Source organism: Streptomyces sp. NPDC020362 (assembly GCF_040642095.1).
Lineage (GTDB): Bacteria > Actinomycetota > Actinomycetes > Streptomycetales > Streptomycetaceae > Streptomyces.
The window spans coordinates 1-7,249 of record NZ_JBFAET010000303.1 but is presented as its reverse complement, the minus strand read 5'-3'; the positions used below and the strand labels follow the sequence as shown (position 1 = coordinate 7,249).

General features: G+C 72.6%; 8 protein-coding genes and 1 pseudogene. 7 read left to right on the top strand and 2 right to left on the bottom strand.

Annotated elements, in window-relative coordinates; all coding sequences use genetic code 11:
• The 3 genes and pseudogenes from AB0H32_RS45280 to AB0H32_RS45270 all read left to right on the top strand — a co-directional run.
• Nucleotides 1-602: pseudogene (locus AB0H32_RS45280) on the top strand (hypothetical protein); the annotation flags it as partial.
• Complete coding sequence (locus AB0H32_RS45275; RefSeq protein ID WP_361134581.1) at nt 592-1,029, top strand: roadblock/LC7 domain-containing protein; 438 nt, start codon at nt 592-594, stop codon at nt 1,027-1,029. The pseudogene AB0H32_RS45280 and the gene AB0H32_RS45275, both read left to right, overlap by 11 nt.
• Before the next feature lie 7 nt (nt 1,030-1,036).
• Nucleotides 1,037-1,420, top strand: a complete 384-nt coding sequence (locus tag AB0H32_RS45270) for a DUF742 domain-containing protein (RefSeq protein ID WP_361134578.1) — start codon at nt 1,037-1,039, stop codon at nt 1,418-1,420.
• On the opposite strand, the gene AB0H32_RS45265 is transcribed toward AB0H32_RS45270, so the two are convergent.
• Nucleotides 1,356-2,225, bottom strand: a complete 870-nt coding sequence (locus AB0H32_RS45265) for a helix-turn-helix transcriptional regulator (RefSeq protein ID WP_361134575.1) — start codon at nt 2,223-2,225, stop codon at nt 1,356-1,358. The two genes, AB0H32_RS45270 and AB0H32_RS45265, sit on opposite strands and share 65 nt — an antisense overlap.
• 121 nt (nt 2,226-2,346) lie before the next feature.
• Here AB0H32_RS45265 and AB0H32_RS45260 point away from each other — a divergent pair, with 121 nt between their 5' ends.
• The gene (locus AB0H32_RS45260; protein ID WP_361134572.1) at nt 2,347-2,769 is read left to right on the top strand and encodes a hypothetical protein; all 423 of its coding nucleotides are present in this window, start codon (nt 2,347-2,349) and stop codon (nt 2,767-2,769) included.
• A gap of 6 nt (nt 2,770-2,775) precedes the next feature.
• Nucleotides 2,776-3,798, top strand: coding sequence for an NAD(P)-dependent alcohol dehydrogenase (locus AB0H32_RS45255; protein ID WP_361134569.1), 1,023 nt, complete (start codon nt 2,776-2,778; stop codon nt 3,796-3,798).
• A gap of 18 nt (nt 3,799-3,816) precedes the next feature.
• On the opposite strand, the gene AB0H32_RS45250 is transcribed toward AB0H32_RS45255, so the two are convergent.
• Nucleotides 3,817-4,368, bottom strand: a complete 552-nt coding sequence (locus tag AB0H32_RS45250) for a Repetin (RefSeq protein ID WP_361134566.1) — start codon at nt 4,366-4,368, stop codon at nt 3,817-3,819.
• Nucleotides 4,369-4,675: 307 nt separating this feature from the next.
• Here AB0H32_RS45250 and AB0H32_RS45245 point away from each other — a divergent pair, with 307 nt between their 5' ends.
• Nucleotides 4,676-5,464 carry a carbon-nitrogen hydrolase family protein gene (locus AB0H32_RS45245; RefSeq protein ID WP_361134563.1) on the top strand — a complete coding sequence of 263 codons (789 nt, stop codon included), beginning with the start codon at nt 4,676-4,678 and terminating at the stop codon, nt 5,462-5,464.
• Between the two features lie 49 nt (nt 5,465-5,513).
• Nucleotides 5,514-7,211 carry an NAD(P)/FAD-dependent oxidoreductase gene (locus tag AB0H32_RS45240; RefSeq protein WP_361134560.1) on the top strand — a complete coding sequence of 566 codons (1,698 nt, stop codon included), beginning with the start codon at nt 5,514-5,516 and terminating at the stop codon, nt 7,209-7,211.
• Nucleotides 7,212-7,249 lie beyond the last annotated feature (38 nt).

Genomic DNA, 7,249 nt, shown 5'->3' with positions numbered 1-7,249 from the left:
CTGGGGATCGGCCGGTCGGGACCGAGGACGGGACCACCGGGACCGGGCACCGGACCGTCGGGACCGAGGACCGGACCGGCGGGGCCGAGGACCGGTCGACCGGGACTGGGGATCGGACCGTCGGGACCGAGGACCGGACCGGCGGGGCCGAGGACCGGTCGACCGGGACTGGGGATCGGACCGGCGGGGCCGAGGACGGGACCACCGGGACTGGGGATCGGACGGTCGGGACCGAGGACGGGACCACCGGGACCGGGCACCGGACCGTCGGGACCGAGGACCGGACCGGCGGGGCCGAGGACCGGACGACCGGGACTGGGGATCGGACCGTCGGGACCGAGGACCGGACCGGCGGGGCCGACGACTCGACGAGCGGGGCCGGTCATCCGGCCTGCGCTTCTGCCGACGCGGCCACCGCGTCCGCCGACCCGGACAGCGCCTGTCCCGCCCCGACCGCCGCGGCCAGCCGTGCCACCGCCGGGCCCGGCCGTCCGGCCCTTTCACCGCACGCCTCGGCCGCCGCGCCGTACCATCCGGCCACCGCGTCCGACGACGCCACGGCCCACGCCGACGAAGGGACGGACACCGACGATGCACGGTGACGACCAGAACCCCGTGAACCCGGCCCCCGCCGCCGGAGCGCCCGGTACGGACCTCGGCTGGCTGCTCGACGACCTCGTGGCCCGCACCGAACACGTCCGCCAGGCCGTGCTGCTCACCGCCGACGGCCTCCCGCTGAGCTGCTCGGAGGGCATGCGCCGCCGGGACATCGAGCACCTGTCCGCCGTCTGCTCAGGCTTCCACGGCCTGGCCCGCTCCGCGGGGGAACGGTTCGACGCGGGGGAGGTGCGGCAGACCATGGTCATGCTGGAGGACGCCTACCTCTTCATCACCCCGGCCGGCCACGGCAGCCGTCTCGCCGTGCTGAGCGAGGCGCGGACCGACGTCGGACAGCTCGCCCATGAGATGGCCCTGCTCGTCCGCCGCCTCGGCCGCCATCTGGACGCCGCCGCCCGCTCGGCCCGCTGATCCCGCGGTGAGTGACGAGCACTGGTACGAGGACGAGACCGGGTCCATGGTCCGTCCCTACACCGTGACCCGGGGCCGCACCCGGCCCTCGGAGCGGCACGCCGTCGATCTGATGTCCCGGGTCACCGCCCTGGAGGCGCACGGTGCGGCGCACCCGGACCTGGACCACGCACGCGCCTCGCTGCTCGACCTGATCCGGCGCGGCGCGCGCCCCGTGGCCGAGCTGGCCGCGGACGCCGACCTGCCCCTGACCGTCGTCCGGGTCCTGCTCGGCGACCTGGCCGAGGCGGGGCTGATCCGCATCGACCCGCCCCGGCACCTGCCGGTCAGCGGTCCGGCCGCCGATCCCGGGCTGCTGCGGGAGATCGTGGAACGGCTGAGGGAGCTGTAGCCGCGGCGCCGACCAGTTCGGTCAGCATCCCGGCGGTCTCCTGGTCCGCCGGCAGGAAGGCCTCCAGGCGCAGCTCGGCGACCGTGACGTCGGTGGCCGTGCCGAAGTGCGTCAGCGTGGTGATCAGCGTCAGCTCGCGGTCGTCGCCCGGATCGGGCGCCCGCAGCCGCAGCGGTACGGCGAAGCCCAGGTGATCCGGTGACTCGCGCGGGCGCGCCGGCGCCAGTTCGGCGAGGTCGGCCGCCAGCCGCCGCAGCCGGTCGTCCGGGTTGCGCACGCTCTCGGCCCGGACCGCGTCGAGGATGTGCCACGCCCACTGCGGCAGGTTGACGATACGGGGCGCCAGGCCCTGCGGATGGAGCAGCACCCGGGGGACGCTCACCGGCGGGACGAGGAGGTGCGGGGCCACACCGGCGACGAGCGCGTGGAAGGCGGCGTTGGCCGAGACGAGGTCGCCGTGCCGGTCGACGACCACCGCCGGGTACGGCAGATGGCCCTCCAGGATCCGTTCGAGCGCGGTGCGGATCGGTTCGAGCCGCGGGTCGTCCAGGCTGCGCTGCGGGTACGCCGGTGCGAATCCGGCCGCGAGCAGCAACTCGTTGCGCTCGCGGATCGGCACCTCCAGGGACTCGGCCAGCCGGATGATCATCGAGCGGCCGGGGGCCGACCGGCCGCTCTCGATGAAGCTGACGTGCCGCTGCGTGGTTCCGGCGCGCGTGGCCAGCTCCAGCTGGCTGACCCGGCGCCGGGTGCGCCACTCGCGCAACGCGCCGGCGAGGGGGCCTCTGGTCGATTCACCGATCATGTCTCCTGTGTAGCCCGCCCGGCCGCGTACGGGCGATACCCCGCGGGGAATTGCCGCCGGTACGCACGGCGCAGCAGGGTCGTGGCCGTACACCGGCCCTGCGCAACCGAGGGGAACGACCATGTCCGACACCGACATCCGAAGCCTCACCGACAAGTACGTCGCCGTCTGGAACGAACCCGACGCGGAGCGGCGCCGCACCGCGATCCGTGATCTGTGGTCCGACGACGCGGTCCATGTGCTGCAGCCGCCCAAGGAGCTGGTGCAGGCCGCCGAGGGGCTGGGCTTCGACGGTCTCGTCCTGGAGGCACGCGGGCACGACGCGCTGGAGTTCCGGGTGGCGCGCGCCCACGAGGAGTTCGTCGCGCCCGGCACCTTCGTCTTCCGCTCGCGCGACGACGCCGACCGGCTCCACGACATCGTCAAGTTCCATTGGGAGATGACGCCCAGGGACGGCGGCGAGGTCGCCGGGGCGGGTCTGGAGATCCTCGTGCTCGGCCCCGACGGCCGCATCGTCGGCGACTACCAGTTCATCGAGGGGTGACCGGCGGTGATCCCTTCCACGGTACGCAGCTATCACCTCGGCACCGGCGGCGGCCCGGACGGCCTCTCGCTGCGCACGCACGAGTCACGCACACCGGGACCCGGCGAGGTCGCGGTCGCCGTCCGCGCCGCCTCGCTCAGTTTCCGCGAGCTGCTGGTGCTGCGCGGGACGTACGTGCTGCCCGTGAAGCCGGACGTCGTGCCGGTCTCGGACGGGGCCGGCGAAGTCGTCGCCGTCGGGCCGGACGTCCACCGGGTGCGCCCCGGCGACCGCGTCGCCTCCACCGTGTTCCCGCACTGGCTGGACGGCCCGCTGGAGCCGGACCGCCTGCCGCAGCTCGGCGGCACCCTCGACGGCATGCTGACCGAGCTGGCGATCCTCCCCGAGGACGCCCTCGTCCCCGTACCCGGCCACCTCTCCTGCATCGAGGCGGCGACGCTGCCCTGTGCCGCCGTCACCGCATGGAACGCGCTGACCGGCGACGGCCGCGGCGTGCGGAGCGGACAGACCGTGCTGACCACCGGCTCCGGCGGGGTGTCGCTGTTCGCGCTGCAGTTCGCGAAGATCCTCGGAGCACGTGTGATCGTCACGACCGGCAGCCCCGCAAAGGAGGCGCGCCTGCGCGAACTGGGAGCCGACGAGGTCGTCGACCACCGCCACGTCCCGGCCTGGCACAGATCCGTCCGGGAGCTGACCGGCGGGCGGGGCGTCGACCGTGTCGTCGACACCGCCGGGACGCTGGACCAGTCGCTGAGGTCGGTCGCCGTCGACGGGCATGTCGCCCTCGTCGGCTCCGTTTCCGGCGACTGGTCCCCGCTCGACCCCCGGCTGCTGTTCGGTGCCGCCGCCACCGTCCGGGCGGTGGCCGTGGGCAGCCGCGCCCAGTTCACCGCCATGAACGACGCCATCGCCGCGCACCGGCTGCGACCGGTGGTCGACCGGGTGTTCCGCTTCGAGGAGGCCGCGGAGGCCTACCGGTACTACGAGGCGGCGAGCCCCCTGGGAAAGGTCGTCATCGAGGTCGGCTGAGCGGCGGGTGCGTGGTGCTCAGAGCGCCGGGTTCCACGGGACGACCGTGAAGTCGCCCGTGCCCTGCTTCACCTTCTCGAAGGGGGCCGACGACACGCACGGCGGCAGGTCCTTGGTGTCCGTGGGGCTGCCGACCCCCGCCCAGCTGTAGCCCAGGCGGTCGTGCCGGCCGAGGTCGTGGACCGTGACGCCGACCCGCCTGCCCTTGGCGCCCGGCAGGTCCGAGGCCGTGATTACGCCGGAGACGACGGCGACCTGCCCGCCGGTGACCAGGCAGTCCACCTTCGCCCTGGCCCAGGCGCCGTTCCCGTGCAGGTAGTGGCTGAACTCGAACGTTCCGGTGGCCTTCTGCGGGTTCATGTTGTCCTTCGGCGCCAGATGCGCGTCGAAGGAGAAGGTGATGTCGTCCCCGGCCGACCGGTACAGCTTGGCCGTGCCGGTGAGCGCGGCGGCCTCGCGCTGGGGATGGTGCGCCCCGGAGCCCGAGGCCATGGCCGCGCCCGCCGTCCCGGCGGTGATCAGCAGGGCGGTGGCCAGGGTGACGGCGGCGATCTTCGTACGACGCTGCATGGCGGTCCTTTCCGCAGGTCAAGCGCGTGAACTGAACGCTGGCCACTCTTCCGGCGCCAGGCCCGCCGCACATCGGCCCGGGGGCGGCACCCGGCCTCCGCCGTCCGGCGGGGAAGCCCGGTCGTGACCTGCGTCTCAGGAAGGACGGGAACCGCTGCGCCGGGCGCGCAACGAATCGCCGTCGGGTCCCCGTTCCACGCAACGAACCGCGCACCGGCGCGCAACGGCTCCCGCTTGTCCGGCCGAGCGCGCCGACCGTACCTTCTAGCTAGGCCCCCAAACCCCTCTTTCCGGTGAGGATCCCCGCATGCGCACCGCCCTGCTCCAGAGCTCCGGCCGCCCCGGCTCCGTCGTCGAGAACCTCAAGGTCCTCGACGAGGCCGCGGGCCGGGCCGCCGCCGCGGGTGCTGCGCTGCTGGCCGCGCCGGAGATGTTCCTCACCGGGTACGCGATCGGCGACGCCATCGGCCGGCTCGCGGAGCCCGCCGACGGCGACTCGGCCGACGCGATCGCCGAGACCGCCACCCGGCACGGCCTGGCGATCGCCTACGGCTACCCGGAGCGCGACGGCGAGACCGTCTACAACTCCGTCCAGCTGATCTCCGCCGACGGCACCCGGCTCGCGAACTACCGCAAGACCCACCTCTTCGGCTGCTTCGAGCGCGACCACTTCACGCCGGGCGAGCAGCCGGTCGTCCAGGCCGAGCTGAACGGCCTGACCGTCGGCCTGATGATCTGCTACGACGTCGAGTTCCCGGAGAACGTCCGCGCCCACGCCCTGGCCGGTACCGACCTGCTGATCGTGCCGACCGCGCAGATGCACCCCTTCCAGTTCGTCGCCGAGTCCCTGGTGCCGGTGCGGGCCTGGGAGAACCAGATGTACGTCGCCTACGTCAACCGGGTCGGCCCCGAGGGCGAGTTCGAGTTCGTCGGACTGTCCGTCCTCGCCGGCCCCGACGGCATCGCCCGCACCCGTGCCGGTCGCGGCGAGGAGCTGGTGTCCGCCGACGCCGACCCCGCCTTCCTGGCCGCCTCCCGTGAGGCGAACCCGTACCTGAAGGACCGCCGCCCCGGTCTGTACGGGTCCCTCGTCTGACCCCCCGAGCCCTCACCCGCACCACCCCCGCGCAAGGAGTCCGTACCCCATGACGTCCACGGTGCCCAACGCCGTCGAGCACGCCGACGAGCAGCAGCCGCCGATCACCATGTTCGGCCCGGACTTCCCCTACGCCTACGACGACTTCCTCGCCCACCCGGCGGGCCTCGGCCAGGTCCCCGCGACCGAGCACGGCACCGAGGTCGCCGTCATCGGCGGCGGTCTGTCCGGCATCGTGGCCGCCTACGAGCTGATGAAGATGGGCCTCAAGCCCGTCGTCTACGAGGCCGACCAGATCGGCGGCCGGCTGCGCACCGTCGGCTTCGAGGGCTGCGACGAGTCGCTGACCGCCGAGATGGGCGCGATGCGCTTCCCGCCGTCCTCCACGGCACTGCAGCACTACATCGACATGGTCGGCCTGGAGACCAGTCCCTTCCCGAACCCGCTGGCCGAGGCCACCCCGTCCACCGTCGTGGACCTCAAGGGCGAGTCGCACTACGCCGAGACGATCGACGACCTGCCCCAGGTCTACCGGGACGTCGCCGAGGCCTGGAACAAGTGCCTCGACGAGGGTGCCGACTTCTCCGACATGAACCGCGCCATGCGCGAGCGCGATGTCCCGCGCATCCGTGAGATCTGGGCGAAGCTCGTCGAGAAGCTCGACAACCAGACCTTCTACGGCTTCCTCTGCGACTCCGAGGCCTTCAAGTCCTTCCGGCACCGCGAGATCTTCGGCCAGGTCGGCTTCGGCACCGGCGGCTGGGACACCGACTTCCCGAACTCCATCCTGGAGATCCTGCGGGTCGTCTACACCGAGGCCGACGACCACCACCGCGGCATCGTCGGCGGCTCCCAGCAGCTGCCGCTGCGCCTGTGGGAGCGCGAGCCGGAGAAGATCGTCCACTGGCCGTACGGCACTTCGCTGAAGTCCCTGCACGTGGACGGTGAGCCCCGCCCGGCCGTGACCCGGCTGCACCGCACCGCGGGCAACCAGCTCACCGTGACGGACGCGAACGGCGACATCCGCACCTACAAGGCGGCGATCTTCACCGCCCAGTCCTGGATGCTGCTGTCCAAGATCGCCTGCGACGACTCGCTCTTCCCGATCGACCACTGGACGGCCATCGAGCGGACCCACTACATGGAGTCCAGCAAGCTGTTCGTCCCCGTCGACCGGCCCTTCTGGCTGGACAAGGACGAGGAGACCGGCCGGGACGTCATGTCGATGACGCTCACCGACCGCATGACCCGCGGCACCTATCTGCTGGACGACGGCCCGGACAAGCCCGCCGTGATCTGCCTGTCCTACACCTGGTGCGACGACAGCCTGAAGTGGCTGCCGCTGTCCGCGAACGAGCGGATGGAGGTCATGCTGAAGTCGCTCGGCGAGATCTACCCGAAGGTCGACATCCGGAAGCACATCATCGGCAACCCGGTGACCGTCTCCTGGGAGAACGAGCCTTACTTCATGGGCGCGTTCAAGGCCAACCTGCCCGGCCACTACCGCTACCAGCGGCGCCTGTTCACGCACTTCATGCAGGACCGGCTGCCCGAGGACAAGCGGGGCATCTTCCTCGCCGGCGACGACATCTCCTGGACGGCCGGCTGGGCCGAGGGCGCCATCCAGACCGCGCTGAACGCGGTCTGGGGCGTCATGCACCACTTCGGCGGCGAGACCGACGCGGCCAACCCGGGCCCGGGCGACGTCTACGACGAGATCGCCCCGGTGGAACTGCCCGAGGACTGACCGGGACCGGACCAGGGCGCGGGCGGCCGGACTCAGAC

Coding starts and splice junctions, on each gene's coding strand:
- AB0H32_RS45275 (WP_361134581.1), top strand. CDS start 592: ATGCACGGTGACGACCAGAACCCCGTGAACCCGGCCCCCGCCGCCGGA.
- AB0H32_RS45265 (WP_361134575.1), bottom strand. CDS start 2,225: ATGATCGGTGAATCGACCAGAGGCCCCCTCGCCGGCGCGTTGCGCGAG.
- AB0H32_RS45260 (WP_361134572.1), top strand. CDS start 2,347: ATGTCCGACACCGACATCCGAAGCCTCACCGACAAGTACGTCGCCGTC.
- AB0H32_RS45250 (WP_361134566.1), bottom strand. CDS start 4,368: ATGCAGCGTCGTACGAAGATCGCCGCCGTCACCCTGGCCACCGCCCTG.
- AB0H32_RS45245 (WP_361134563.1), top strand. CDS start 4,676: ATGCGCACCGCCCTGCTCCAGAGCTCCGGCCGCCCCGGCTCCGTCGTC.
- AB0H32_RS45240 (WP_361134560.1), top strand. CDS start 5,514: ATGACGTCCACGGTGCCCAACGCCGTCGAGCACGCCGACGAGCAGCAG.